General features: G+C 54.5%; 20 protein-coding genes. 5 read left to right on the forward strand and 15 right to left on the reverse strand.

Annotated elements, in window-relative coordinates; all coding sequences use genetic code 11:
• Window positions 1-45: 45 nt before the first annotated feature.
• The 4 genes from H6815_11085 to H6815_11100 all read right to left on the reverse strand — a co-directional run bounded on the left by H6815_11085 (window position 46) and on the right by H6815_11100 (window position 4,141).
• Window positions 46-1,266 carry a DUF1573 domain-containing protein gene (locus H6815_11085; protein MCB9860980.1) on the reverse strand — a complete coding sequence of 407 codons (1,221 nt, stop codon included), beginning with the start codon at window positions 1,264-1,266 and terminating at the stop codon, window positions 46-48.
• Window positions 1,267-1,514: 248 nt separating this feature from the next.
• Window positions 1,515-2,582 carry a tRNA-dihydrouridine synthase gene (locus tag H6815_11090; protein MCB9860981.1) on the reverse strand — a complete coding sequence of 356 codons (1,068 nt, stop codon included), beginning with the start codon at window positions 2,580-2,582 and terminating at the stop codon, window positions 1,515-1,517.
• Between the two features lie 53 nt (window positions 2,583-2,635).
• Window positions 2,636-3,505, reverse strand: coding sequence for a GIY-YIG nuclease family protein (locus H6815_11095; protein ID MCB9860982.1), 870 nt, complete (start codon window positions 3,503-3,505; stop codon window positions 2,636-2,638).
• A 126-nt stretch (window positions 3,506-3,631) separates the two neighbouring features.
• Window positions 3,632-4,141: a CHRD domain-containing protein gene (locus tag H6815_11100; GenBank protein ID MCB9860983.1), complete on the reverse strand. Its 510-nt coding sequence runs from the start codon at window positions 4,139-4,141 to the stop codon at window positions 3,632-3,634.
• A 237-nt stretch (window positions 4,142-4,378) separates the two neighbouring features.
• Between H6815_11100 and H6815_11105 the strand changes: the two genes are divergently transcribed.
• The 5 genes from H6815_11105 to H6815_11125 all read left to right on the forward strand — a co-directional run bounded on the left by H6815_11105 (window position 4,379) and on the right by H6815_11125 (window position 11,061).
• Complete coding sequence (locus H6815_11105) at window positions 4,379-5,971, forward strand: ABC transporter permease (GenBank protein ID MCB9860984.1); 1,593 nt, start codon at window positions 4,379-4,381, stop codon at window positions 5,969-5,971.
• A gap of 80 nt (window positions 5,972-6,051) precedes the next feature.
• Window positions 6,052-6,735 (forward strand): ABC transporter ATP-binding protein, encoded by a 684-nt coding sequence (locus H6815_11110; protein ID MCB9860985.1) that lies wholly within the window; start codon window positions 6,052-6,054, stop codon window positions 6,733-6,735.
• A 234-nt stretch (window positions 6,736-6,969) separates the two neighbouring features.
• Window positions 6,970-7,779, forward strand: a complete 810-nt coding sequence (locus H6815_11115; GenBank protein ID MCB9860986.1) for an alpha/beta hydrolase — start codon at window positions 6,970-6,972, stop codon at window positions 7,777-7,779.
• 67 nt (window positions 7,780-7,846) lie between these two features.
• Window positions 7,847-9,541, forward strand: coding sequence for a GH3 auxin-responsive promoter family protein (locus H6815_11120; GenBank protein MCB9860987.1), 1,695 nt, complete (start codon window positions 7,847-7,849; stop codon window positions 9,539-9,541).
• Complete coding sequence (locus H6815_11125; GenBank protein MCB9860988.1) at window positions 9,538-11,061, forward strand: glycosyltransferase; 1,524 nt, start codon at window positions 9,538-9,540, stop codon at window positions 11,059-11,061. The genes H6815_11120 and H6815_11125 overlap by 4 nt, the downstream gene beginning before the upstream one ends.
• Before the next feature lie 74 nt (window positions 11,062-11,135).
• Here H6815_11125 and H6815_11130 read toward each other — a convergent pair whose 3' ends face one another.
• The 11 genes from H6815_11130 to H6815_11180 all read right to left on the reverse strand — a co-directional run bounded on the left by H6815_11130 (window position 11,136) and on the right by H6815_11180 (window position 26,236).
• On the reverse strand, window positions 11,136-15,347 hold the full coding sequence (locus tag H6815_11130; GenBank protein ID MCB9860989.1) for a tetratricopeptide repeat protein: 4,212 nt from the start codon (window positions 15,345-15,347) through the stop codon (window positions 11,136-11,138).
• 60 nt (window positions 15,348-15,407) lie between these two features.
• The gene (locus tag H6815_11135) at window positions 15,408-16,811 is read right to left on the reverse strand and encodes a sugar transferase (protein MCB9860990.1); all 1,404 of its coding nucleotides are present in this window, start codon (window positions 16,809-16,811) and stop codon (window positions 15,408-15,410) included.
• A gap of 35 nt (window positions 16,812-16,846) precedes the next feature.
• On the reverse strand, window positions 16,847-19,036 hold the full coding sequence (locus H6815_11140; protein ID MCB9860991.1) for an AAA family ATPase: 2,190 nt from the start codon (window positions 19,034-19,036) through the stop codon (window positions 16,847-16,849).
• Entirely contained in the window at window positions 19,033-19,785 is a 753-nt protein-coding gene (locus H6815_11145; GenBank protein MCB9860992.1) for an exosortase-associated EpsI family protein, read from the reverse strand. Before H6815_11145 ends, H6815_11140 begins: the two co-directional genes overlap by 4 nt.
• A 40-nt stretch (window positions 19,786-19,825) precedes the next feature.
• A complete protein-coding gene (locus tag H6815_11150) occupies window positions 19,826-20,698 on the reverse strand; it encodes an exosortase/archaeosortase family protein (GenBank protein ID MCB9860993.1) in 873 nt (290 codons plus the stop codon).
• A complete protein-coding gene (locus H6815_11155) occupies window positions 20,695-21,693 on the reverse strand; it encodes a hypothetical protein (protein MCB9860994.1) in 999 nt (332 codons plus the stop codon). Before H6815_11155 ends, H6815_11150 begins: the two co-directional genes overlap by 4 nt.
• 10 nt (window positions 21,694-21,703) lie before the next feature.
• Window positions 21,704-23,044 (reverse strand): glycosyltransferase, encoded by a 1,341-nt coding sequence (locus H6815_11160; GenBank protein ID MCB9860995.1) that lies wholly within the window; start codon window positions 23,042-23,044, stop codon window positions 21,704-21,706.
• A gap of 27 nt (window positions 23,045-23,071) precedes the next feature.
• Window positions 23,072-24,394, reverse strand: a complete 1,323-nt coding sequence (locus tag H6815_11165; protein MCB9860996.1) for a nucleotide sugar dehydrogenase — start codon at window positions 24,392-24,394, stop codon at window positions 23,072-23,074.
• A 148-nt stretch (window positions 24,395-24,542) separates the two neighbouring features.
• The gene (locus H6815_11170; protein ID MCB9860997.1) at window positions 24,543-25,028 is read right to left on the reverse strand and encodes a glucuronosyltransferase; all 486 of its coding nucleotides are present in this window, start codon (window positions 25,026-25,028) and stop codon (window positions 24,543-24,545) included.
• 21 nt (window positions 25,029-25,049) lie between these two features.
• Window positions 25,050-25,511: a UDP-N-acetylglucosamine--LPS N-acetylglucosamine transferase gene (locus tag H6815_11175; GenBank protein MCB9860998.1), complete on the reverse strand. Its 462-nt coding sequence runs from the start codon at window positions 25,509-25,511 to the stop codon at window positions 25,050-25,052.
• Complete coding sequence (locus H6815_11180; protein MCB9860999.1) at window positions 25,508-26,236, reverse strand: polysaccharide deacetylase family protein; 729 nt, start codon at window positions 26,234-26,236, stop codon at window positions 25,508-25,510. The genes H6815_11175 and H6815_11180 overlap by 4 nt, the downstream gene beginning before the upstream one ends.
• Between the last annotated feature and the right edge of the window lie 19 nt (window positions 26,237-26,255).

Raw genomic sequence — 26,255 nt, forward strand, 5'->3', positions numbered from 1 at the left:
GAACTCCAGTTGGAGCAGCGTATCGAGCACACGATTGATGCGGGATCAGTGATCTGAATCGCGTCCGGTTGTTGTCGGCTGAACAGTTGCTGGCGCAGTCGTTGCAGCCGTCGCGGGTTCCTGCCCAATGTCCTTCACGTTGCCAAAGTATGTCACCGTGATTGGCGGCTCATCCTTGACGTCTGTGAGAATGCTCAACTCGCCAACCTGTGTGCCCATGCGTGCGTTTGCGATAAGTGTGAGCTTGACATCGAGCACGTCGGGACGATCTGGATCGGGCTGGACGACGGTCCACTGGACGGTTGCGTCGTTCGGCGTTGACTGGCGTTCCTTCACATCAACAACCTTGAAGTCCCGACCGAGACGGTGGGTGAGTCGAACGGTGCGCGTGAAGACAGACTCCGGCTGCATGGCATTGCCAAGTCGCCACTGTGTCATGTTGCTGCGAACATCACCAAGCACCATGCCCGTAACCGAGACAGCCTGTGTCGGGCGACGTTCGTCGTTGGTAAAGAACGTCACGTTCCCGCCGATACGTCCCGGGCTTCGTGTGCCATCGAGCGTGACAAGTGCGAAGACTTCCGTGATCTTCTCGCCCTTTTCGTTTTCAATCTCGGTTGTGTCGATGATCTCAACCGAGATCCCATCGCCCACATTTGCTGTTGCAGAGGTGACCTTAAATCCGGGCATGCGACCGCGGATCGTGACGGGCTGCGAAATCACAGCACCCTTGTCGATGTTCTGGAATGAAACAAACGTAGGATCTACAGAGACAAGCGGGAGGATGTGTGCAACAACCTGTATCGGGACTCGCTGTTGTGATGGGTTGTCGGTGTAGATGTCCACTGATGTTGCCTGCGGACCTTCGTGCTTGCCGTTTGGGTCATATGTAACTGTGATCTCACCAGCTTCACCGGGCTCATAGACCGTTTTATCAAGCTCTGGTGTTGTGCAGCCGCAGTGTGCCTGCACACGTGTGATAGTCAACGCTCCCTGACCGGTGTTTGTAAACGGGATCTTGCGCGTGACCTTGTCCGTGTCCGGGATGATGCCAAGATCGAGCACATTGTCGTCAAGATGCAACTCGCCAGCCGGGCCGGTGGGGACCGGAGTGCCATCGTTTGGTGTTGTTTGCGGCAGTGGTGTGACGGTGGTCGGAGTCACTGCTGGCCTGGTTGGACCGGCCGGCTGGAGTCCCTGCGCAAGGCTGCATGTTGCAAACCCGGTGCTCGCGAGAATGAGACTGACAATCTGCTTCGTGTTCATGGCTGTACTCTCGTATTTCGATGCAAACGCTGGCACTGAATGCCGTGAAATGTGTTTGAAACGCTCCCTTGCTCTCGGACGTTTGGTGGAAACCCTGTCAGGTCGATGTCATCGGACATGACAACACCACGTTCCACCATGAATCATCCTTGCACAAGGGAAAACTTCCCTCGCGTACAGGGTATGCGAAATCTGTTGGGTTTGGTGGGAAATTTCATCTGCGCAACGACGTTCCGAAGGTCCGAACTTCAACCAACCGATGCCCGCGGATAGACCGGGGCATTGGATCCAGATACGTCATTCTGATGCATCGGAGTGAGAATTCCGGCAAGAAATCCGTACAAAGCCTGATGAACGTCGTCAGGCGAGGCTGCCGTTCTGATGGCCTCTTTCAGGGCTTTGCAATGTCCTCCGGCAATGTGTTTGCCCATAAGAGATATTCTCTGGCGGATCTGATTCATTGCCGCTCGCTCAGACCGATAACGTAACATGAGATCGAAGAACCGACGAATCATCTCAATCTGCGCTGCATCGCTTGGCTGTGCCGGGACAGCATTGCCCTGAAGATGTGCCCAGCAGTCCCGGAAGATCCACGGCTTTGAGAGGGCACCTCTTCCGATCATGATGCCATCGCAGGTAGTTTCGCGCAGCATGCGCTGTGCAGCTTCGGGTGATGTGATGTCGCCATTCCCAATGACGGGCACTCGATCGCCTACGTGTGCGCGCACTGTGTCAACAACACGCTTGATCCCAGGCAGATCCGCCTCGCCTGAAAACTTCTGCTCTGTTGTTCTGCCATGCACTGTGATGGCTGCTGCGCCACCATCGATCAACTGGCATGCCAGCGTGCCTGCAACATTGCGTTGCTTGTCTTCCTCTGTCCAGCCGAGACGCATCTTGCATGTGAGTGGGACGGAGATCACACGAGTCACCGCCTCAGCAATGTGCATTGCGCGCGGGATATCGCACATCAGCTTCGAGCCGCCGTCCTTCTTTGTGACCTTGTCGACGGGGCATCCCATGTTGATGTCGATGATCGTTGCACCGTGGTCCTGCGCCCACTTGGCACCCTCAGCCATGATCTTTGGATCTGATCCGTAAAGCTGCATGCAGATCGGCGTGTCAAAGTCGTTGGTGTGCGCAAGCTCAAGGCTTGTCTGTGTGCCGCGCAGGAGCCCCTGTGGGCTGAGCAGGTCCGTGCATGCGAGCCCGACACCGCCCTGCTCGCGACAGATCGTTCTGAATGCAAGATCGCAGTACCTCGCGATCGGTGCGAGCAGCAGGTTGGTTTCGAGTTGGACATTGCCGATGCGCATGAAAGTGACTTGAGTTGCTAAACGGGGTGTGCGGATGAAAGTCTGTGCTGTGGTCAGTTTGCGTTATAGCCATGATCACGGGTTAATAAGAGCCGCTTCCAATGAGATTCTCTAAGCAGCACATCATTTTCAGTTGCTCGTGTATCTGCTGTCTCTAATACTCCAAACTGAAAGCAATCTGCATGTTCTGGCCCTTGTTCAGTCAATAGTTGTTTGAGTTCACGGTTCCCTCCATGCCCCGTCTTTGAATACTGGCTCCATCGACCCCATATGCCATGCTCGCCAACTGCACTGCCAATATAGAGTTTTCCGGTCTTTGTATCAGTGATTACATACACGCCGGCAACACTTGAGAGCGCACTTTTCCACGAGGGGGTTTGGTCTTTGACAATAATATCGAGGTGTTGTTTGCTCAGCAACGTCTGCATATATCCTGGAAACTCAACAACCCGCAAGCGATCTTCCCGAATGTGAGAGACAGCAAGCAAGTGGGACCATTTGTCTGCATTTGGGTACGAGTTTCTTCCCGGTCTCTTAAAATAAACAACTGCTCGACCGAGGAGGGCATCTGTGCTGCCGCGCCGGGAGGTCGTGTATACGTAAATGCTTTTGTCCGGCCTGTTTCGGCGTGCCCTCTCTGTGTATCCCATGACATCATGAACTCCAGCAAAGAGCCAATAGTTGGGTGATGGGAGTGAGATGAGTGACAGGACAAGTTTGCGCCCAAAGTTACGCTTTGTTTGGCTGCGCTGCCATTCATCAAACTCGCCTGCAAAGTAAACATTGAGTGGGTCATCGATGCCAGTTGATCTTGCAAGGTGTACTTTGCAGTCTTCAGGGATGATGGTTGCGTCAAGTGATTGCAGGAGATCAAAGAGCAGAAGAGGGTGAGGTTCCTCAGTATGGGTTTTGGAGCTAGCCATAATCAATCCTAGTTATCGAGTATTCAGATTAAGTGGGCATGCAAGAGTGGGCTGCTGCCTGAAAAGAAACAACACCCCGCGAAACGCAAGGGTGCTGACATCCGGAAAACTCATTGGCATCGTCGATTAGCGGCGACGGCGCGTTGCTGCGAGCAGCCCTGCACCAGCAAGTGTGAGCGTGCCCGGCGCTGGGACAGCTGGAAGCTGGCCGCGGATTTCGCCACCGGGAAACGCTGCTGTGTGCAGGTTGATGTAGAGATTGCCAGCAAAGAGATCTGCCTGGAATGCGCCGATGGAAATGTCATCAAGCACAAGGCGAATCCCGAGGCCATCGTTCACCCAAGCGCCCTGCATTGGAGTCAGACCAATAGCAACAGGACCTGATACTCCAGCGGGTGCTGAATGCAGGTGCGAAGCTGTGACGTTTCCGAGATCGATGCCGTAGACATGCACATCGAGATCGAAGGTCATTGTGGTTGTGTCGTAGAGCAACTGACCAGCACCAAATGCAGGTGAGTTGTTCGCAGGCACTTCCTGTGCGCCGCTCATGCCAAAGTTAAATGCAATCAGGTCTGCAGATGCAGTACCCGCAAGCACAGCGACAGCAAGTGTTGAGATCAGCGCACGGGGTGACATGTGAACTCTCCAGTTCTCCAATGTGAAACGGTTGCAACGACAGTGGTTGCTGTTCCAAACATGCCACAGATTCAGGAGGGTGCCAGCAAAACCGGAAAAAAAGTCCGAGATTGATCTCTTGTGTCACAACCGGGATACTCTAAAATAGTCCAATAACCAAAATTGCTCTTGTCTCTTGGGATATTGAGATTCTGTGGTGTGTTGGTGTCCCAACAGGTTGCGAACCTACCCTCGTGCGTGTACCAAGTTCTCCTCACGCGCCGGTATCTGTTCAGCAAGATCATGCCGTTGCTTGCTGCGCTGGCGGTGATGCTGATCACAGCAACCGAACTCGTGACCTGGTCTGTGATGGGCGGATTCCTGAACCACTTGATCAAGACCAGCACGAAGTTCACGGGCGATGTTTCCATCCAGTGGCCCAGCGCCGGGTTTGCTCACTATGACGAGCTGATCGAGATGCTCGAGCGCGAGCCCGAGATCCGGATAGCGACACCCGTCATCCAGACCTTTGCGATGGTGCGATTGCCCGAGGGGCGCGTGATGCCCAAGCAGGTGTGGGGGATTGATCCTGATTCGTTCTCGCAGGTTGCAAACTTCAGAGACTCGCTCTGGTGGAAGCCGATCACAAAGGCGCATCCTCGAGACTTTCAACTTTCAGATCCCCGGTTGAACCCATTGTCAGAAACGATGTGGTTGTACGAACGCGCCAACGACAAGGAGAGCGGCGTTGTTGTCGATCCAAATGCGACATGGGAGGACGTGTTTCAGGCTGGTGTGACCATGTCGCGCGTCGAGAAAGATACGGGGCGCGCTGTTCCTGCTGCGGTTGTGGGTATCGAGGTTCTTGGGTTTATGGCACGCGAAGGGCCGGAGTTGTATCTGCCCGGGCAGCGAACACAGCTGCTGCCGGACGGGACAGAACGCAAGGTGGCGCGATTTGGGCCGATGGAGCAGATCACAGTGACGATGTTCCCGGTTGACTCGATCGGTCGGCCCCGCGAGGTAGTAAGCCAGACTGTGCCGATTGCCAATGAGTTCCATACAGGCGTGATCCAGATCGACAAGGAAGTGGTGCTGTTGCCGCTCTCGCTGGTGCAGCGATCGCTGCAAATGAACGAGGCGACGCGCAGTGTGATTGATCCGATTGCAGCAGCGATGGGAAACTATGACGCGCAGACGACCGAGATCGATCCAGCCCGTGTGACCGATATTGTGATCCGAGCAGCAGACGGGTACAACGAGTACGACGCGAAGGAAGCTGCTGAGCGCGTGTACAAGGTCTTCGCCAGCAACCATATCGGCCAGGTGCCTGACACAGAGAAGATTCAGATCTCGACATATGAAGAGCAGAACGCCTTTTTCATCAGTGCAGTGCGCAAGGAAACCGCGCTCGTGATGTTCATCTTCGGTGTGATCTCGTTTACGAGTGTGTTTCTGGTGCTGGCGATCTTCTGGTCCATGATCTCAGAGAAAACCAAGGATATCGGCGTGCTCCGGTCAATTGGTGCTGGCAGGAAGGGGATCGCTGGACTTTGGATCAGTTATGGATTCCTGCTTGGCATGATTGGTTCTATGTTTGGCGTTGTGATCGCGATTCTCATTGTCAGAAATATCAATCCGATCAACGACTGGATCGGCAAGACGTTCGGCAAGGGAGCGCAGGTGTGGAATCCTGACACGTATTACCTGCTGAAGATACCGAACGAGGTTGATCCCATGAAGGTTGTCGTCATCTTTGTGGTTGGTGTGTTTGTGTGTGTGCTGGGATCGGCGTGGCCGGCGATTCGTGCAGCACGCATGGATCCTGTGAGATCACTGCGATTTGAATGATGGTGTGTGGACCTGCGAAACGAGACTGATGCGTGGCTGAACCGATACTCAAAGCAACTAACTTGCACAAGACCTACAAAATGGGCAAGGTGCCGTTGCAGGTGCTGCGCGGTGCAACACTGCACGTGAATGAGGGCGAGTGTGTCGCGGTACTCGGTGACTCTGGTTCTGGGAAGAGCACGCTGTTACATCTGATCGCGGGTCTTGATCGTCCCGACGCAAAGCCCGAGCCGACGATTGTGTTCGATGGTTCGGATATCGGTGCCATGTCGATCGCACAGCGCGATGTGTATCGGGCGCAGCAGGTTGGGATTGTGTTTCAGGCGTACCACCTGCTTACGGAGTTGACCGCGCTGCAGAACGTTGTGATTGCAGGTATGGTGCGCCATGGGTTCGGCTATTGGGGAAACCGTCGTGAGTTGACACAGCGGGCTCATGAGCTGCTTGACGTCGTAGGGCTCGGCGAGCGAGCTGGTCATCGACCGGTTGAGTTGTCCGGTGGCGAGCGTCAGCGAGTTGCGATTGCCAGAGCCTTGATCAACCAGCCGCGACTTCTTCTTGCGGATGAGCCGACAGGGAACCTTGATGAGCAGACGGCTGGCAGAGTGCTTGAGATGCTGATGCGCGTGCGTGAGCAGCAGAATCTGACGCTGGTCATGGTGACGCACTCGACAAGCATTGCATCCCAAGCCGATCGGACCGTTCGTATCGAGTTTGGGCAAATTAGAGCGAGTGAAAGTGAGTTCGCCTCGGTGATTGGATGAAGCCAGAGAAAATTGCACACTGTTTGGTCTTTGGAAGTATGATTGATTGCCTGAAGATCATTTCAGACGTGAGGAAGCCTGATGTATGGTGGATACTATCAATGCTTAGCCTTGTCTGAATACACGTGAGGTGCCACGCTGTTGGATGGTGCGCGAGAACAACACGTTATTGGTGAGACCCATGCGGGGGCGGGTTGTTGCAGAAGCCGCGCACATTCTCATTGCGCGGCTGATTTGGATCGTCGGGACATCGAAATCGTCGGATTGTCGGGGGATCCGGTTCGCGTTGATATTGCTGAGACGGGTGATGGAACCCAGTTTGTGTTTCTGCACGGTCTTGTGGGACTGAACGAGCACTGGGAGACGGTTGTCGGGCTTGTGAAGCACCGCGTGCGATGCACCATGATCGAGGTACCGTTGCTGCAACTGACCGGCAAGGACTGCTCGATTGACGGTGTTGTGTATCTGACAGCAAAGCTGCTGCAGTCGGTGAGCGATTCGCCGGTGGTGCTGGTTGGTAACTCGTTTGGCGGACATGTTGCGACGCGTCTTGCAATCGAATATCCGGAACTGGTGCAGGGATTGCTTCTGACGGGCGCCTCTGGTGTCATTGAAAAGTCGATGGTGTCAGACATCCAGATCCATCCGAGTCGCGAGTGGCTACGTCGCAAAATTGCTGAGCTGTTCTATCGGCCCGAACTGCATATGCGTGAGTCGGATCTTGATCGTGCACATCAGGAGCTTTCGACGAAGCTGGGACGGTTTGCGATGGTGCGTCTGAGTCGATCGGCTCGTCGGAATCATCTTGGAGATCAGCTTTCACGTGTGCGCGTGCCGACACTGCTTATCTGGGGCAAGCAGGATGTTGTAACGCCGCCGGATGCTGCGCAGCAGTTTCATGATCGGCTACAGGATTCCAAGCTTGTGTGGTTTGACGAGTGCGGGCATGTTCCGATGATGGAGCACGCTGAGGCATTTGCTCGCGAGATGCTTGCATTCGAAGAAACGCTTCGCAGCAACGAGTCGATGGCGCACTCACGCTGACACGGATCTCGTCCGTGCTGTGATTGATTCCTATGCAGGTTATGTTGTGCATCATTTGGAGTTTCACTTGTCTCAGAGTGTCGTGACGCATCCGCCATACAGGCTTACCTCACTTGTCGGCGTTGGTCTTGGCGCGCTGCAGACGGTACGTGCGGCACGTCTGGCAGATGTCGATCATGTGCGAGAGCATGCTGGGCGTATGCAGCTTCGGCAACTTCGATGGTTGTTGCATCGTGCATCAGCGACTGAGTTCGGTCAGGAACACATGTTTGGCAAAGCCGTTGGGCTTGCAGGGCGTGAGATGCTCCGTGCGTATCGGGATTTGGTGCCTATTGCAGACTGGTACGCATTCAAGGACCAGATTGCCCGCATGCGCGAGGATGCGGAACCAGACGTGCTGTGGCCTGGGCTTGTCCGAGACTTCTGCCAGACAAGCGGCACAACAGCTGGCGACAAGTTCATCCCGGTGACGGAGGAGATGAAAAAGTCGAACTTCAAAGCTGCAAGAGATATCTTCACGCACGCGATGAACTTTGGAATCTCGCTCCCCGGAATTATGGGGGGGAAGTGTTTGTTTCTTGGCGGGTCAACCGCGATGACCGTGAGCGACAAGGGCGTTCGCACCGGCGATCTTTCCGGCATTGCTGCAACACAGATCCACTGGCCACTTTCTCGGATCTACTCACCTGGTTCAGGCATTGCTCTGATGGACAACTGGACGGACAAGATTGATGCGATGGCCAGACACACGATTGATCAGGACGTGCGCATGGTCAGCGGCATGCCAAGCTGGATGCTGGTGCTTATTGAGCGGTTGTTTGAAGTTGCTCGCGAACGCGGCCAGTATGTCAGCACACTAAAGGAGATCTGGCCGAACTTCCAGTTGTTCGTGCATGGCGGTGTGAAGTACGGGCCGTTTGATGCTCGGATGCGACAGATGTGGTCCGGAGGCACAGAAGACATCCCATATCGGCTTGAGTTATACCCGGCGAGCGAGGGCTTTGTTGCTATTCAGGATCAGGCGCACGATCCCGGGATGCGCCTGCTGACCGACCATCGGAACATGTTTGAGTTTGTCCCACTTGAAGACATCGATAGACCTGATGCACCAGCGTTTCTGTGCGATGAGGTGGAAAAGGGGCAGAAGTACGTCGTTGTGCTGTCAACATGTGCAGGGCTGTGGCGATACGTTCTTGGCGATGTTGTTGAGTTTGACACTGTGCCTTCGCTGTACGAAGGAAACAGACTTGTTCGATCTGGGGATGGTCCGCCGCGGGTTCGTGTCGTGGGTAGGCATCGGCACTTTATCAATGCGTTCGGCGAGAACATCATTGCCGAGCATATTGAAAACGCTGTAGAGCGAGCAGCGCGTGTGCTGGCCGTCGAGGTTGGAGAGTTCACCGCTGCTCCGGTATACAGCGCCCAAAGACGGAAAGCAGGACTGGAACTAATTCTTGAAATAGAACAGGCTTCCGCAGTGCAACTTGAACACTTTGCCGATGAGTTTGACAAGGCGATCAAGTCACAAAATGTCGACTACACAACCAAACGCAAGAGCGATCTGAGTATGGGTCCACCAATCGTAACACCGGTGCGAATGGGCGCATTCCACGCGTGGATGGCATCGAAGGGAAAGCTGGGTGGTCAGCACAAGTGTCCGCGCTGCGCAAACCATCGTGATATTGCTGACGAAGTGCGGACAATAGCTGGTATAGGTGCTATGGATTCGAACTCGGTTCAGTTGGAACTTGTTGCGCGATGAGCAGGACGACAACCCCAGCACTGCTCACGGTTGTGTCGGTGATACGTGCTGATCCGCTGGCAACCGACCAACACTTTGCTTCAATCGAACGGGAACGGGCACACGCATCCGAGACGGGATGTCAGACCGATCATGTGATTGTGCGTTGCATGAAGGAAACCAGTGTTCCACACGCAGTTAACGACGTGCTGCGCCAGGCTTGCGGAGTGTACGTGTGTGTGTTGTTTGACAGCGACTGCTTTGAGCAGGGGGCGCTGCGATGGGCGTGCGAGACTTTGCAGCATGAGAGCGATGCTGGTGCGATTATTGGAGACTGCAGATTATCAAACGAGCAAGGCATGACAACATGGAGGCCTGCGCCGATCAGCGAGGTTTCTGCGGAACTCATCGCAAAGCCGTTGACCCATTGGTTTGCAGGACGATGTCTCGTTGGACCGGAGGTTGTGTTTCGGCGTGAGACCGCACTTGCGCTGGGTGGATTTGACGAGCAGCGAATGATCGCGTTTGACTATTCGTTGTGGCTATGCATGCTGCTGGAAGGACACCGGTTGCAGAAGCACGCTCGCGCGTTTGTGTGTCGCATGGAGTCGGATAAACAGCCCGGGCCGGAGGTCGGCGATGCACTCCGCGATGTTGCACGAGCTGGGCTGGGACTATTGAGCGACAAGCCACAGAACTGGAGAGCAGATGCGGTTCGCGAGCACACAGCGATCAGTATCCGCTCGCAAGCACTGGACATTGTTGAAGCGAGAATGCGTCTGATCGAAAGTAACTCGAATATGGAGTGTGGGTCGGTTTCTTGTGCTCACGTTGGTGTTGACGCGCTGCTTGAGGGCAGGCAAAAGCTGCTCAAGCCCCACATGGTTGATACTGGTCGGCACGTGCGATCTGCGCTTGGCAGTGCCGGCATTCGTGGACCGCGAGTTGCGATCGTCGGATGTGATGCTGTGACATCGCGAGATCCAGTTGAAGACTGGTTTGATCGCGGCGCGTCTGTTGAATGTGTGGAAGTTCTCGATGGCAGCAGCGCATTCGATTGCGTTGTGCTTGATGGCGCACTTTGTTTGCAGCAGAATCCGGAGATTTTCCTTGATCGTGCATGGCGAAGTGTTGCGTCGAACGGGTGCCTTGTTGCACTCGGTGAACTTGGTCCATGGAACGATCTGGATTTGTACATGCATCGGCTTCGTGGTCGTATGCGGGAGCGTTTGCTCTGGACGACGGATGTGTTTCTTGATGTTGACGCGGACGAACAACTGGCTCACATCTTTGGTGCTCCAGCACCCGTTTCCTTTGATACAGACAAAGATGCAACAGCATGGCTTCGGCTCTTCCCGGGATGGCGGGGATGCGATGTCTTTCGGTTGATGCAGGAGATTGCGCCAGCATCCGCATTACGACTTGCGCGCAGGTACGGGTCTATCTGGTTCCATCCTGTCTTACCACTGCCGTGGATTGCTGCGTTACATGTGCCTCAGCAGGATCTGTGGCAGGTCGGTGTGTGGCAGCATGTTGGATAGGCGGTGTACAAAAACAGCACGGGAGCAGCTGGCACTGCTCCCGAGGCGAAGAGGCCTGTGATTTCGGATAGTTCTTATCGACCTTGAGAACGGAGTTCGCTCTGAACTGCGTTCAGTCGCTCCTGTTCCTCGGGTGCCAGACTACGAGCAAGCTCGGGCAGACGGTCAAACCTGCTGATCGCGTTCCGAGCATCTGATGGCTGACCAAGTGCAAGATACGCCTCAGCAAGTCCTATTGCAGCACTACCGGAGGATGTGTTGAGCGTCATGGATTTCTCAAACTGATCGAGCGCATTCCGCGGTTGATTGTTACGGAGCATCGCAAGCCCGAGTGTATCGTGGTATGCGGCGAGTTCCTGGTTTGGCAGGTTCAGTGTTCGCGCCAGGTCAACTGCGCGTTGGGCAACCGTAATCGCTTCAGAGAGTTTGGTTCCTCTCGTGATAAGCAGATAGGCGAGGTTGTTCATTGCCTTGGTGTTGTTTGGCTGGATCTCAAGCGACTTGCGATATGCATTCTCCGCTTGATCGAGTTCGTTGAGAGCCTGATGTGCGGCAGCAAGCATGAGGTAGGCCATGTCCGGCTGTGACATGGACTCAATGTGTCCATCGAGCATGGCAATGACATTTCGCAGATCACCTGATCCGTCTGCTGCATCAATGCTGATCTTGTACCACTTATCCGCGATCGCCAGTCTGCCATCGGGAATCTGTGAGAGAACTGGCTCTGCGCGTTTGATCCATGTGCGTGCTGCTTGTGTATTCTGGGTGAAGACATTTACAGCGGTCAGATATCGCAATACCGCCTGGACGTCCGACGTGTTTTGTGGCCAGAGTGCTGCGGCAGCGCCGTCGGTGTCTCCGTTCTGTGCTAGAATAACACCAAGAAGATAGATCTTGTCCTGATCTGAGTTTCCAAGTGTGCGGATACGTTCGATCCACGGTTTCATCTTTTCATATGCTTGCTTTGGATTCCCCAGCGAGCTTTCGATCGAGGCAAGGAAGCAGTCTGCTTCCATCGACTGTGCACCGAGGATCTTTGCCCAGCTCAGCCCGATCGTTCGAGCCTCTTCAAGCCTGCCAATCACTTGTAATGTGCGTGCAGCGAACTCCTGCGCACGAGGATCGGTTGGTGCAGCAGCAGCAGCGGCGTGTGCTGACTTTGCGGCATCCTCAAACTTTTCAGCATCCATCTGGAGGATTGCGAGCACACGCCACCCGTCAAAGTTTGTTGGCGCGTCAGCGGTGATTCGTCGAACCTCAAGCAGTGCAGTGTCCTTTGAAATCTGCTTCTTGAAAAGGCGTTCGAGTGTGCTGAGAAGCTGAGTTGTCCCGGGCAACTCGATACTGTTGCTTGCCGCGGCTTGCGCCATGTCATATAACGCAGCAGCGAGCGCATCGTCATTCCCACTGGCAAGTTCAATTCTTGATAGTATCCGCTTGAGCTCAGGATTATTTGGATGCTTTGCCAGTGAGTTTACAACGATTTCCTTTGCCTGCTCATAGTTCTTTGACTCGATCTCCAGCCGCGCAAGCAGTGTTGATGCAGCGATGAGGCCTTGTTCATGGAGAGGCTGCATCGTTTGCCTTGCTCTATCGATCTGGCCGAAGCGGTTGAGGAGTTCTGCATATGCGATTGTGCGGAGGTAGTTCGGCGCATCATTCGGGAGTCTGTCAAGAACGCTCAGACCTGCATCAACGCCACGGTCAAGAGCAGCAAGATCAGCTGCGATCGCGAGCATGCTTGGCAGCGGATCGCCTTCACGTGCGAGGAAGGTGTCAACAATCTGTTGTGCCCGAGCGCGATTGTCGCGGCGCATGACATTGCGAATGAGTTCGAGACCTGCGGTTTCATCGCCGATCTCGACTCCACGCAGGAGATCAGGCTCGGCTTCGTTTGTCATTCCCATTTGTGATGCGAGCAGGCCGCGTGCGACTGTCAGATCATCCGGAAGTATTTCGATCTGCATGAACAAACGCATGTAGCGTTCGGCTTCGGTGCGCTGGCCATCAAAGAGTAAGAGCTCAATGAGTCCGGGATAGGTTGCAATGCCCTGGCCACCCAGCTCTGCAGCAGCACGATACTGCTCGATGGCACGGGTTCTGTCACCCATCCTCAGCCACGCGTCGCCCGCGAGAACGCGTGCATCAATATTGGTGGGATCGTCCCTGAGCACTTCTGATGCATAGCGGGATGCTTGAGCAGTATCAGCTTCTGACTTTCCAAACAGCAGCAACTCACGTGTCTTATAGACGCGCCATCCGGTTGCGTTTTCACCAGTCAGCTTGCGTAACCGCTCGATTGCTTCGCCGATGTACTCGCGCGAGTTCCATGAGTTCTGATCGCTGAGCAGGGCGAGTTGTGCGCCGATGTCGTCGGGCAGCTTTCGAGATGCCTCTACAAGCGCCATCTGTCCGGATGTTCCCGGATTGAATCTGGATTCAAAGATCGCGCTCAGCGATGTGACTTCGGCTTGTTCTGTGAGCTTTGCCTTGGCAAGCGCATCCTTCAGTATAGCTCTGCCAGCTTCAACATCGCCACGGTTTGCAACATCGACGGCGCGTGCGAACGCAACGGCGGCGCTGTCCGGATAGAGATCACGAGCACGATCAAGCAATGCGGTTGTTATCTCTTCGTCATGCTGGCGAGTTTTGTCAGCAAGTGACACAAGCACAAATGCCTCTGGAGGCGGATTGGTTGTTGCCAGTTCTCTCGCAATGCGAAGTCCACCTCGGATGTCGCCAGCAGCGAGCAATGCACGCGACTGAAGTGCGACAAGTGATGGGGGGGCATCTGTGATCTCGGGCATGATTGTGGAGAACAAACGGGCAGCAGCGACCTTGGTCGATTGTGTTGCGTCAATGCGTTCTGCACGTTCAACATGCGCAGCCATAATGATGGTGATGCCACCAGTTGTTGCACCGAGCTTCGGGTCGATGCGTGCAAGCTGGATAACGCCGAGCGAGTCGCCCTGCTGAAGGCGCACAACTGCGAGATCGCGCCGTGCGATGTGCCATGCTGGGTCGATGGCAACTTGCTCAAGATGCGTCCTGGCCAGTGCGGGCTCGTTCAGCGCTTGAGAGATTCTGCCTTCAAGAAGGTTCAGCAGTTGCGGGTCAAGGTCGGCGCTCTTGATCTGATCAACCAGTTGTCGGGCAGGGCCGATCTCGCCACGTGCAAATGTGTCCCAGGCCTGGACAAAGATCAACCAGTCAGGAACCTCGGGGTCCGATCTGGTTTTCAACTCGTTGAGTGCGGTTTCCCGCACGTTAGACGAGTTCGTTGTGTTGTTGGCACCAATGATCAAGTAGATCAAATCGACTGGTGTTGCATCCTTGATCCTTGCCAGTGCGAATCCAAGCCCTTGTGCGAAGAGTTCTGTTTCACCCTCCTTGTAGGCACGTGCGATAGCTGTGAAGAGCATCTCTGGTCTATCACTGCTTGTGGTGATGACACGCTCAAGAACATCGTGGGAATCGTTTGTGAGTTCCGGCTCGATTGTTCGCTCGACGGAGAGTTGGTTGAGCACGAGCGTCAACTCGGCCGGATCACGAGGAGGTATGGCTGCAGCTTTCTTGGCCATCAGGACAGCACGATCGTTATCACCAATGCTGGTAAGAAACTGTGCTTGTGTTGACCAGTAGGACGCAAGTGCCCCAAACTTTGGCTGCAGTCGCTCGATATACTGCAGAATCTTCTGGCGATCCTCACCAACGATATCCATCAGCAGTATGATGCGCTGATGGACTTCAAAGTCATCAGGGTAATACTCGGCTGTTTTTAGCTCGTTATCGAGTGCTTCGGGAGCCTTGCCCGTCGCGTTGAGCGCTTCTGTTCGAACAGTCAATGCTCGCTTGTTCTTAGAATCGATTGCGAGCAGACGCTCTGAGATATTGATCACTTCAGAGGCACGACCCAACTCGCTATAGAGAGTCAGCAACTCTTCCATGATGTCAACGCGATCGGGCGCGAGATCGAGTGCTGCACGAGCAAACTGTGCTGCACGATCAATGTAGTTTACACCCTCTGTCTTGACGTGCTTGCGGGCGAGCGCCAATGAGAACAGTGCATCGGGATTTGTTTTGTCCTTGCTGACGTAATAGCTGAGCCGGCTCATGGCGCGAGGATAATCACCGGCATTCAATGCGTCCTTGCCTTCTCGCAGGGCATCGTCCATGCCGCGATGCTTCTGGAAGTACCAGAGTCCACCACCGATCAGGCCGATCAGCCCGAGCACAATGGCAAGCTTTGCGAGTGCGCGATATTTTCTGTTCCGTCGTGAGGCCATGGATGTCTCGTTCGCGAGTCTGTGTGTGCTGCCCACAGGTGGGCCGATCTGCTCTATGTATCAGAATATCGTCTTAAATGTCTGAACAATGATCCAAATGTCCAGACGCCACGATTGTTGCTGGACATACTCAAGATCGTATCGAATCCATTCCTGGAAATCGGTTTCCGGTTCTCGTGTTCTTCGGACCTGCCATAACCCGGTTAATCCGGGGCGAACCGACAGCCTTGCATCGCGCCATGCGGGGCAGAACTGATTCTCCTTGTCGGGGCTTGGCCTCGGCCCAACAACGCTCATCTGTCCGAGCAGGATATTGAAGAGTTGCGGCACCTCGTCAAGCTGGGTTTTGCGAAGGAACCTTCCCGTTTTGAGAATGCGAGGATCGTTTTCAGCGTAGAACTGTGGTCCGTCGCAGATATTCTGCGCCTGAAGCTGGGCTTTCATCTCCTCGGCGTTGTTGTACATTGTTCTGAACTTCAGGCATGGAAACGGTTTGCCCTGTCTTGATTGACGTATGTGGGTAAAGAAGAATGGTCTCCCATCTTCGATATAGATTGCGAGCATTATCAATGGGTATATTGGGATAGTGAAGAGAAGCATTATCAGTGCGAATGCAATATCAAAGAGTCTCTTTGAAACGCGGTACGCCGACCTGCCTCTGAGGGTTGGGAGTTTGTTCCAATGAGGTGTAAAGACAAGGTCCCACTGGACAGGTGGCTGTGTTGGCGGCTCTCTTGTTTCATCTGCAAGCAGGAGTGGACCGATGACCCGAGCGACAGGTTTGATCTCGGTATTTGCACCGATCCACAGCGGTCCGGCAAGACGCGCATCGCTCGCGATTGTTGCAGATTCGTGCACCCACACGCCGGGCTGGTATTCGTATATTCCCTCAAAGACGGACGAAACACGATGCCACTTTGATCCGGTTGTGCTGAGCCATTCGAGTACGTGAATGTTCTCGTGAAAATCAAAGACGCGCCCATGAACGCGAATAGCGCCCCGTGCATTCGGCTTTAGCACAGTGCCCAGCACCTGTGTGCCGTGCGGACGATGCTCTGACTGCGCCCAAAGCTCAGCGAGAGGCTGATGTGTTGTCACCCAGACCTGCGCAGTGGTGGCGAGTTGGCCCGCATAGCTGCGAGCAATCTTTAGGACACGGCCTTCGTCATCGGTATGAACCGATTCGTGGTACAGGTCGGTGCTGTCATCGACAATACGAACACGAACTGCCGAGAGGTGCTGCCAGTGGAGTGCTGAAAGCACGCTCTGCAGCTTAAAGTCAACGACTGCAGTGCGTCCAATGAGCAGAAAAACCTTTGGGCCCTTCTGCACTGTATCACCACGTCCAGGTCTGACAACCTGGATGCCGCGTGATGCCCAGTACCGATCGTGCAGATCAAGACAGTTTACACCCCACAACGTCCACGAGGGTGTTGGGGTTGCCTGTCGAGGCTGATGATTCACGAATGGTATGTGTGAGGAGATGGATGCCAGCGGCTTCACTCCGTGGTGTCTTTGGTTGCGTAATCAGGCAGGCGTGAGATAAAAAGCGATCGAAGGTGCGATCGTGCCGGATCTGTGCGTCCACCGACAGGAATGCCGATCGACCGAGCACCGATACTGACGGATGTGACGCTCTTGGCAAAGTCTTCCGGGATGGCACGGTTGAACACGACACCCGCGCAGCGTGCGCCGATTCTGTTGAGGCGTTCAACCGCTGCATGGAACATGCGCGAGCGTTGACCTCGACCGACAATCATAATGGTCTCGTCTGAGCATATGCACGCGATGTTCGCTTCGAGCGATCCGAGGATTGGCCCGGTATCGATAAGAATCGTGTCATAATGCTGCCGTAGATCGTTGATCATCTCACGGAAACTTTCGGCGCTCAATCGTTCCGGTGGGAACTCTTCGTCTGCCCCTGCGGGGAGCATGTCCAATCCTTCAACCTGTGTTTTGCGCGTGAACGAGACAGGATCCGAGCTCTGGACAGCTTCAGAAAGTCCCTGCTCGCCGCGAGCACGCAGATCGGTGGTCAGACCGCGTCCAATGAGGTCAGCATCAAGCATAAGCACGCGATGGTCCGAGACCGCAAAGGAAACACCGAGTGAGAGTGCAACACTGGTCTTTCCATCTCCAGGGCTCGGGCTTGTCAGTGTGTAAACAGTGCATTGTCCGATGCTGCGCGGCCTGCGCGAGACAAGCAAGTTACGCAAATAGTGAATACTCATCTCCGCCAGTTCGCGGGATTCCGGATCATCCTCTTCAATAAGTGGGAGTGACCCAAGCAACTGCGCGGATGACACCTGTCCGTCAACTTCGGTGATGTAGCGCATCGATCCCTTGATGAATCCGTATGTCCACACAATAAACATGCCAAAGCCCATGCCTGCACATGCTGCAGCGATTGCCAGAGGAATTCGTCGATCCTTTGATGGATGCAGTGGAAGGTTGCCGCGATCCTGCACGTCAATCGTGCCTGTTCCTGCTTGACTTTCGAAGTTGCGCTGCTGGAAGCGTGAGTTGACAAGGTCATATTCATCCTGAGCCTTTTCCATCTCAGCGGTCAGATCTTTGGCGTGGGAGATCTTCTCATCGAAATCGCTCAACTCCTGCGCGAGATGCTGACGATCCTTCTCTTTCGCGATCATCTGTGCTTCGAGTTCCTGCGGCGACCAGAGCAGAGTGCGTTTATCAAAGGGTACCTTGATGAGACCGTCTTCAATCGCGCGCACAATGCGCTCGCGGATGCGTTCGTTGATCTGATCCAACTCAGATTGTGTCCGGATGACTGTCTGGTTTTCGGGTGTCAGCACAGCGAGTTGTGCCAGCAGTTTTTTCTCTTTTTCAAGTCGGAGTGCGAGCAGGTTCTGGAATGCGGGCTCCGACTCTGCAAGTGTGAGCTCGTACTCCGAGGAGTTCACACTGTGATCCGGGTCGCCTGCGCCGCTGATCATCGCGTTTTTCATCAGACCAATTTCGATTTCTGTCTGCCTGAGCTGCTTTGACTTGTCCTCACGAAGTTTGATCAGATCATCGAAGCTGTGTGGTTGTGTCACCGTCTCAATGCGCTCTTTCAGGACTCGTACTGACTGGGAGAGCTGGTCGCGAAGTTCCCTGATTTTCGAGAACTCGTTGTTCTCTCTGGCGCCGGACTCGTCATTGAAGATAGTTTCATACGCGTTGACCATTGCATTGCATGCAGCAAATGCAAGCTGCGGGTCTTGATGTTCCACAGCAATCTTGATGAGGGTTGATTCACGCTTGGGTGGAATGACACTGATTGCGCGCTCGAGCTTTGCAACGCCTTCCAGACCTCGGGGCCATCCCTTGCTGATGAGTTTGGGGTCGCTCGCGGCTTTTTCCTGCACGCGCCTGCCGCCGAGCATTTCTGCCTGAGCTGCAACAAAGGGAGGAACTCCACGGATATAAGTACCCTGATTTCCTGTATCGAATATGAGTGTTTCCTGCACCGGTCTGACGTAGATTGTGCCAACACTTTGGTACATTGGCTTCACACTCATGTAGCCAATGATGGATGCGGGAATGGCAAAGAGCGTGCCGAGGATCATTGCTGGCAGGTATCTGCCGCGCAACCCACGGTTGACAATCTCAACCGGCGAGACACTGCTGCCTGGCGTTTCAGCCGCGTCATATTGCATCTGGTCCTGATTAGCTGCAGAAATCACGATGGTATCTCCGTCTTCTCTTGAATCGGGCCCTTGATGATGGCGCTGATCGCTGGGTGGATGGTGTCAAAGACCTGCTGGATAATCTGCTCTCGAATCTCTTCACTTATATTGTCGCTCAGTACAAGCTGGATCTGAGCTGAGCCAAGTCCGGCGATGCGGCGATCGCCTGAGATTTTTTCAATCGCACGAATGTCCACCGCGTACCGCTCTTTGCCGGTTGGGCGCGCGAAGAAGTTGTACACAATGAGCTTCTGCGCAGGGATCTCATTCTCGCGTACGAACCTGTATCTTCGAACGACATCGGGCGATGCCAGAAGATCTGCCCTATACAGGTTGGCTGGTTGTGGCGCATTGATGTCGTCTGATTCGACTTCCCTGAACCCCTGCCCTGGATAGCAAACTGGAGGCCAGTGCCCAATCATGTCGCGCACATCCTTGCAGTGGACGATCAGCAGTGAAAACCCGGTGTTGGTCGTATGATCGATATATTTACGACTCAGAACAACATTGGGCTGGAGTAACCGTCTTGCGGGCTCTGTCATACGAACGTCTTCGCCAACCCACGGCCCAATGTGGTAAGGGATGTCATTGACAGCGTGCTCGACGGAGAGCATGTACTCTTCAGTGCCCTTGACGTGGGCTGTCCCAACACCGCCATGGAGAATGGAGCCCAAAAGTACGAGAACAGCTGCACCAATTGGTGCCCAGTAGGCAGTCCCCTGTCGATGTTGTTGCTTTGAGTTCATGTGCGATCCAGAAACTTAACGTCTAATGAGGGTGCTATGTTCATCCTGCATCGACATTGTGAGGGTCAACCGGTACCTCAAGCCAGCGGAGGAATCGTAAGAAACCCCAGAGCAGGATGAGTGCGAGTCCGAGAACTGCCCAGCCGCCGATGTCGTGGACCAGATCGCCCGTTGATTCGTGCTCTGCATACCCGTACACAATCGCTGTCGGTACGAGTCGCAGCACGTTCACAACGATTGCAATCGCGGGGCTGATCGCAAGGATAAGGGCCCGCACATTGTTCCGCATGGGTACAGAGAACACAAAGGCGTATGCGACGATGGCAAGGGCTGACACCATTCGCATGCCATCGCATGCGTCAACCACCTTGACCTCGTGCCCATTGACTGTGAGCACGTTCCCATCACGAGTCACGGGCAAGCCCATGATATCAATCAGGACGTGAGCACTTGCTGCGGAAGCCCGTTGCAGCGGTATTGATATCTCTTGGCGCAGTGTACCAGGTACCGGGAGCAGAAAGAGCAGTGCGACAATGGCTGGCATGAACTGACGAAGCAATCCCGGGCCGAATGTTGTCAATCCTGCGGCGAGAATCATGCTGATTGCACCGAAGTGCCAGAGGATGTCTGTGCCAGTAGAAAAGCCGAACAGTGAAATCCCGTAGCCCGCGAGCATGCAGAGCGGGCCGAGCCATGTGGGCCGCCATTGCTCATGGCGCACCCTCCCTCTGCGCAGATAGGCAAGCCAGAGCGCAACAGGGAGCGCGAGCAGCACGTGCGACTGTTCCTCGTTATGCCAGCCGAGATCCCAGATATCTCGCAACGCTGCACGACCGGCATACGCGGCGACCGCTGCGAAGGCGAGTGCAATGATGCCGAGTGTCGTAAAGTGGCGTTGTGAAGTGTTGCTCATGCGCGTCCGCCTCTCCGTCGGGCAAGCAGGAACTGATCGTCCGTTACTCTCCCGTTCGGGCCGATGAGAAGATCCTGGAGCATTTCTTCCTCATGTACTCGCGCACCGGGAAACACAATACATCGTGCAAGAACTGCGGATGATGGTACGTTCGCTCCTGCCATGATGTAAGAACCAGGGGCTGAAGCATGATTGCTGATTGCGGTGCCATCCGAGTGCATCACACCGTGTCCGTCGAGCGCCCGCATGACAAATCGGCTCGACGAGATTTTGACACTGGGTATGGAACGGGTATTGTGCTGCATCCTGCTGAGCTGCGCCATTGCTGCAAGCAGTGAAGCGCGGTTTCGTATCTGGAGTGAACTGCCCAACGGGACACGGTGCGCAAAGACTCTGGCATTCTTCTTGATATGCTGCGCGAGCCACTGCTCTTTCAGATCGATGTATCCGCGCCGCGGAATTGAATCCAGCATGGCTCTGTGCGTGATAGTGACTCCCACCGGCTGATCTGTTGCGCTGGTCACGACGGTGACATCGTGTGCGCGGTCGATGTGCGATGCAATCATCGGCATCAGGTTCGCAAACAACACCCTTGTGCTTTCCAGCACAACGATGAGTGTGTTTTCCGGGAGATCTTCGCACGCATCGATCAATGCCCCAGCAGGTCCACGGTATCCGTCACGGTCACGCAGAATACGGATGCGATTCGTTTCCTGCACGGAGGTGGGTGCTGGTGCCTCAGGAGCCAGCATAACTCGTATTTCGGTTGGACATGTATTGTATGAATCCGGGATTATGCTCGCCCAGTGTTGGAAGAGCGTGGTCTTTGACGCAATCTCAAAGTCAAGCAGGTGCAGAGGTGTCGCAAGCGCAAAGGGTTGACGAATCATGCTGCTGGAAAGCAGCACGAAGACTACATTGCCCTGTAGCGACTTTGATAAGCTCACATCACGCTCTGTGTCGCAAGTGGCTGCTTGTGTTTCTGATTCAGGCATGAACAGATAGTTACGCCGTCGGTTCCGGCGAAGTGTCTGTCTCGGGATTCTTTGGCGTACGACCAAGCATCGCATCGAGGCGCGAACTCTGGCGTGTCGGTGCGAGTTTCTTTAAGTCGAGCAGGCGGAGCACATTGCTTGCCTTGTGTGTCCATGTCTCGGTCTGCACACGCTTTCTCCCAGCCGAAGGATCGTGCGATTGTTCAATTGCTTCGCGAATTGCTCGAACAAACTGCGTTGTTCCGGAAGCCGATGTCACGAGGCCGCGATAGTGATCCAACTCAGCAAACGGAGTCGAAACAATGGGTCTGCCGACCGCCAGATACTCCTTCAGTTTGATCGGGTTGCACGCTTGAATCCATTCACTCTGGTTCCATGGCATAATGAGCACGTCGAACGCAGCCATGTATTGCGCAACCTGTTCATACGGTTTCTGCCCGAGCATGTGGACATTTGGCAGGTCGCACCATCCATCGGGCAGAGTGCATCCGCCTACGAGCACAAACTGCATGTCACTGAGTGATTGCGCAACCTCAACAAAGAGATCAGGATCAAAGGTGTGGCTGTCAATGCCTCCCACGAATCCGACGCGTGGTCGAGCGATGCCGCACACATCTTCCGGATCAGTTGCGCCGTACTCGACCTGCTTGCGATTCTCGTCTGCGGCAATGCCAGCCTTTTCAAAGTTGCGATAGTCCACGCCATGGTCGATGAACTCGGCGTGGCTGCACTCGTGCTTCTCCTGTTCCATGAGCGAGTGCGAGCAGTAGAGCGTTACATCTGCTTCAGCCTTCAGTTTTCGGTCATACCCGCGAATCAACGCGGGATCTGCGCCCTTGAATGCCTCGAATCGATCGGTACGCTGATACATCAGGCCGACGTGCTCAATCTTCTCAGTCATCGGCTGGGCTGTTGGCACGGCGACCCAGAGAAGCGGGTTTTTGATGCCGGCCTTCTTCATTGCCCATCGGACCTGAATTGGAAGCATCTTCTTTGAGAACGTCGTAAACTGCTTTCCGGGAAGGTTGACAGGGCTGAACACCCAGAAGTTGTCACGCACCGGAACAACACCACGACTAATACTCTTGAGTTTGCGCTTGATGCGATGGAAGAACATGCTGCCGCTGCCAACCTTTGGCATGCGCATCCCGATCGAGTTAATGTAGAGCACCGGCATGACCGTGCTGAACTCGCGCATCATCTGGAGATCGTAATGGCCTCGATTGTGGTACCACCAGTCGACGCCGCCGAAACACACGACACCATCAAAGCGCCCGAGCGATGGACCTGTGCCAGTGCTGATCGGCGTTGAAACGCTGGGGGATTCGTAGGATTGAGCGTGTGCGTGCATGTGGTCAATATTCCCGTAATAATCTGATCACGCGTGGACCAGACGGTCTCCCATATCGTCAGCAAACTGACGCATTGCGTCGCGAGTATCCACAACCAGTGTTCCTGATCGTGCGATGAGGCTGTAATCGATGCACGCGTGGGCTGTTGAGATCAGCACCGCGTCGTAAGAGGCGACATTGTTTTCTGTCAGGTCGATGCTATTCATGCCGAGATCGTGCTTTCGTACCGGCAGTGATACCGGAACAAGCGGATCGTGATAGTCAACCTGTGCATCAAGCTCGCGGAGATGCTCGATAAGTTCAAATGACGGGCTTTCGCGTGTGTCGTCGACATCTGGTTTGTACGCAAGACCAACCACCAGCACACGCGACCCAGCAACAGACTTGCGTCTTCGGTTGAGCGCGAGCGTGAGACGCTCGATCACATACGCGGGCATGGATGTGTTGACTTCACCGGCGAGTTCAATGAACCGTGTCGGGCGACCAACTTCCTTTGCCTTCCATGTCAGATAGAACGGATCGATCGGGATGCAGTGTCCGCCAAGCCCGGGGCCTGGGTAGAACGGCATGAAACCGAACGGCTTCGTCGACGCTGCACGGATCACTTCCCAGATGTCAATATCCATCTCAGTCAGGATGGTCTTCATTTCGTTGACCATCGCGATATTTACCGCACGGAATATATTCTCGAGCAGCTTTGCCGATTCCGCGACTTCGGCGCTCGAGACAGGGACAACATTTGCAATCCCTTTCGAATAGAGCGCAGTCGCAAGATGCGTGGACGTATCATCAAGTCCACCAACCAGTTTCGGAATCGTGCTCGTGGAATGATCCTTGCGTCCTGGATCCTCTCGTTCGGGGCTGAACGCAACGAAGAAATCTTCGCCGCTGCGCAGTGACTTGCCGGGTTCGCCAGCCGCTTTGAGCATGGCGGGCAGAAACTCGTCGCGCGTCGTGCGCGGATATGTCGTGGATTCGAGCGCGATCAGTTGCCCCTTGCGGAGCGTCTTGCCGATCTCAGTAGCAGAGTTTATAACGTAGCTGAGATCGGGCTCGTTGTGCTTGCCAAGAGGGGTGGGCACGCACACAAGAATCACGTCACACTCACCGAGGCGCGAGAAGTCTGTTGTTGCGTCGAACCTGTCACTGCGTGAGAGTGATTTTGTCATCTCATCGCCAAGATGCCGCAGGTAGTTCTGCCCCTTGGCCAATGCTTCGATCTTTGATTGATCGACATCAAATCCAAGCACGGGCAATCCACCACGATGCAATGAGTCAGCAAGCGGCAGACCGACGTATCCCAACCCGATGATGCCGACCTTTGCCGTATTTGTGTGTATGCGCTCCATCAAGTCCGTTGCGGTTGATGAGGCGAGTGCTGCTGGTGCTGGTTGTGTATCGATCATGTGCGTGACCTTCTCGGTAATCGGCAGTTTCTCGGACGATTCCTCGACTGCGCGGTGGCGATATGACATCGGTTTGTGCGTGCTGGCAGTTTTACAGGTGTCCGGTATTGATGAATGCGCGAACGGTTTGGATCAGTTGATCCGATGCGAACGGCTGGATGCGATCCGTTGCAGAGAGCGAGCCGAGGTTATCGAGCGCTTCAGCCAGTTCTTCCGGCGTTTCGGCGACCTCAATTCGACCAAGTTCACGGAATCGTTTGGCTGTTGCAACCTGATGGTCGTTTCGGGTTTCGTTCAGATCACCACGGCGTGGCATAACGAGGATCGGCTTGCCAACCTGAAGGGCAGTGAGGATCGATCCCATCCCCGCATGCGCAACAAGCACGCTGCACTGTTCGACCTTTGTGCGGAACTCTTCGGGCGACAACAGATGTGACCACTGCATGTGCGACGGTGTAAACTCTGTCGTACCGATTTGTGCGAACACGTCATCACGGCTTCGATTGTGTGCCCACGCATCGACCGCACGTGTCATGCGATCGAAAGGCATCTGTGCTCCAACGGTAACGAAGATCATGCTGTATCTCTTCTTGTCGTTCTAAACAACCGCGCCGTGATATGCCGGACCATCTTTCTCTGCAAGATGCGGCCACTGCGTCAATCTGGCATTGGCGTGCTTTTCGACGAGCCTGCATGTCATAGAGACTTCTTCAACGTTTGCGATACTGTCAATCCAAAGTGTTCTGGCTCCAAACAGTCTACCGATGCGGAAGGCAAAGTAACCGGGTGCGGCACCTGTTGAGAGAATCACGTGGGGACGAACCCTGAGAATGATGATGAGGATCTGCAGTGCCATCTTGATGAGTTTAAGCTTGCTCCAGCGCGTGCCGTCCGAGATCACAAAGAGCGTATCGTTCGGAATATCCTGCTGGTACTCCTTCCGAACTGTTGCGTAACACACACGATGTCCATCAAAGGCTGGGCGGAGCCGGAGCATTTGGACCCAGTGTCCGCCACCGGAGGCAATCGCGAGTATACGTTTGGGCTTTTCGGTACTCATCGTTTGATGTTCTGCTTCATGCGGTCAAGTAGTTCGCCGTATGTGCAGATTGTCAGGTCTTCTTTTCTTGCAAGCTCAATCAGATCACGAGTCATGTGGAGCACATAGTTTCGTCGTTGTTCCGCGTCATCTCTGTGACTTCGATCAAAGTCGTGCATCAGGACAACACCGCCATGCTCAGACCGCACTCGTTGGACAACCTGCGCAGGGTCACCAAGCGTTTTCTCCGTATCACCCGAGTCAATCGTCCACCAGCACGGTGTAGCTTTGTACTTCTGCATCGTACGGGCTCCTGGCGCGAGCAGTTTGCCGTACGGTGGTCTGAACAAATTCGAGGGACTGAGCCATTGCTTGAGCTGGGCATGACCTTGTTGCAGATCGTGTGTACTCTTCCATGGCATAGTTTTCCACGCGTTCAGATGGTGCTCTGAATGCGAACCGATCTCATGCTCGTCTGCCTGTATCTGGTCAAGCAACTCGGGATTTTTGCATGCCCGAGACCATAACGAAAAAAACGTTGCGTGGACCTTGTACTCGTGCATCAGGTCAAGTAACTGCTGAGTAATGATGCTGTCCGGGCCGTCGTCATATGTCAGCACAAGCAGTTTGTGTGCTGCGGTAAATCTGCGTATTCGATCCACTGATGCGAGCTTCGATCTGTGCGGTAGTACTACTTCGTGCATCAGTGCAACGGTGAGTATCAATACGATGATGATTCCTGTCACTGCCCAGATCATAATGCCG

Source organism: Phycisphaeraceae bacterium (genome assembly GCA_020639155.1).
In the GTDB taxonomy this organism is placed as follows: Bacteria; Planctomycetota; Phycisphaerae; order Phycisphaerales; family UBA1924; genus JACKHF01.

Bases quoted from the DNA above. Each gene is read 5' to 3' on its own strand.
- H6815_11165 (MCB9860996.1), bottom strand. From the start codon at position 24,394: ATGGAGCGCATACACACAAATACGGCAAAGGTCGGCATCATCGGGTTG.
- H6815_11160 (MCB9860995.1), bottom strand. From the start codon at position 23,044: ATGCACGCACACGCTCAATCCTACGAATCCCCCAGCGTTTCAACGCCG.
- H6815_11090 (MCB9860981.1), bottom strand. From the start codon at position 2,582: ATGCGCATCGGCAATGTCCAACTCGAAACCAACCTGCTGCTCGCACCG.
- H6815_11155 (MCB9860994.1), bottom strand. From the start codon at position 21,693: ATGCCTGAATCAGAAACACAAGCAGCCACTTGCGACACAGAGCGTGAT.
- H6815_11170 (MCB9860997.1), bottom strand. From the start codon at position 25,028: ATGATCTTCGTTACCGTTGGAGCACAGATGCCTTTCGATCGCATGACA.
- H6815_11175 (MCB9860998.1), bottom strand. From the start codon at position 25,511: ATGAGTACCGAAAAGCCCAAACGTATACTCGCGATTGCCTCCGGTGGC.
- H6815_11130 (MCB9860989.1), bottom strand. From the start codon at position 15,347: ATGGCCTCACGACGGAACAGAAAATATCGCGCACTCGCAAAGCTTGCC.
- H6815_11150 (MCB9860993.1), bottom strand. From the start codon at position 20,698: ATGAGCAACACTTCACAACGCCACTTTACGACACTCGGCATCATTGCA.
- H6815_11110 (MCB9860985.1), top strand. From the start codon at position 6,052: ATGGGCAAGGTGCCGTTGCAGGTGCTGCGCGGTGCAACACTGCACGTG.
- H6815_11095 (MCB9860982.1), bottom strand. From the start codon at position 3,505: ATGGCTAGCTCCAAAACCCATACTGAGGAACCTCACCCTCTTCTGCTC.
- H6815_11085 (MCB9860980.1), bottom strand. From the start codon at position 1,266: ATGAACACGAAGCAGATTGTCAGTCTCATTCTCGCGAGCACCGGGTTT.
- H6815_11100 (MCB9860983.1), bottom strand. From the start codon at position 4,141: ATGTCACCCCGTGCGCTGATCTCAACACTTGCTGTCGCTGTGCTTGCG.
- H6815_11125 (MCB9860988.1), top strand. From the start codon at position 9,538: ATGAGCAGGACGACAACCCCAGCACTGCTCACGGTTGTGTCGGTGATA.
- H6815_11145 (MCB9860992.1), bottom strand. From the start codon at position 19,785: ATGAACTCAAAGCAACAACATCGACAGGGGACTGCCTACTGGGCACCA.